This window comes from Moorena sp. SIO4E2, assembly GCF_010671945.1.
Lineage (GTDB): Bacteria > Cyanobacteriota > Cyanobacteriia > Cyanobacteriales > Coleofasciculaceae > Moorena > Moorena producens.
The window spans coordinates 1-1,248 of the sequence record NZ_JAAHIE010001302.1; the positions used below are offsets into that span (position 1 = coordinate 1).

At 42.5% G+C, this 1,248-nt stretch carries 1 protein-coding gene; it reads right to left on the reverse strand.

What is annotated here, in order from left to right; all coding sequences use genetic code 11:
• Window positions 1-77: 77 nt before the first annotated feature.
• A partial coding sequence (locus F6K37_RS43160) for a group II intron reverse transcriptase (RefSeq protein ID WP_287257308.1) occupies window positions 78-1,248 on the reverse strand: 1,171 nt, incomplete at its 5' end.

The window sequence follows — 1,248 nt, forward strand, 5'->3', positions numbered from 1 at the left end:
GTTAGAGTCGATGCCTCCGATTAAGGAGGGCACCTCTCCTGTCATACCATACGTGAAAGTTTCCCCTCATATGGCTCCTAGATCTTCTCTCCCTTAGGAGTGCTCCAGTGAATTTGCTGGTGACAGCTATTGTGTACTGCTATTAGATTCTTTGATTTCCAGTTGTCGTGGTTTCCATCTATGTGATGAAGGTGTACATCCTCGTCTTCTAGGAATCTTAGTCCACAAAATCCACAGGAATGGTTTTGCCTTTTCAAAGCTGCTGAGGTAGTATCTGAGTAGAGGTTCGAGTTCCTTCTGCTCCAATAAACTAGGTCACCATCATAAGGGGACTTAGTCCCCTTAACGTTAACGTGTTCATTTTGGCTGTATCCTACTTTCGGGAATGCTTTCTTACATAGTTCAGTAGCTTTATAGCGACTTACCTTTTTTTCTTTGCGGAATTTCTGGTGAGCCGTATTTCTCATGAACCATAGAGAATCCCTGGAACTACTCATATAGCAGTTCTTATGGTAGTTTCTCCATCCACGTACGATCGGGGCTACTTTTTGTGCTTTTATTTCGGCACCATAGTTCGAGTTATTGACTACGTGCTTGATTTTTTCACGTATTTTTCGATGATTATCCTCTGAGGGAATGCATCGAAATTTTCCGTTTTTCTGGACACGGAAGTACCACCCCAGAAAATCAAACCCGTCTGTCGTCTTAGTTAGCTTGGTTTTTTCCTCGCTGACTTCCATTCCGCGTTTTGCTAAGAAAGCTTTGATTTTATTTAAAACTTTCTCAGCGTTATCTTTTGGCTTTAGAATTATTACCATGTCATCGGCATATCTAATGCTTCTGACTTTGGGGTCTAATTCTTCTATTCCGTTCAGTGCTATGTTTGCTAGTAGCGGGCTAACTACACCGCCTTGAGGAGTTCCTTGCTCAGGGAATTCGGGATGTGTTCCTGCTTTTAGGCATCTAAATATCCCGTATTTTAAGCCTGAAGGTGCAATTAATTCCTTCATTATGGTGGTGTGAGCTATTCGGTCGAAGCACTTCTTGATATCTAGTTCTAAGACTCTTTTTTGTATGCCGTTTTTAGTCGAACACAGGTTTAGGAATAGCATTTTCTGAGAATCTTGTGCGCTTCTTCCCGGCCTGAATCCATAACTATAGGCACTGAACGTTGCCTCATGGGCAGGTTCCAGAGCGTATTTGGCTAGACATTGCCATGCTCTATCAGCGATGGTAGGTATCTTCAAC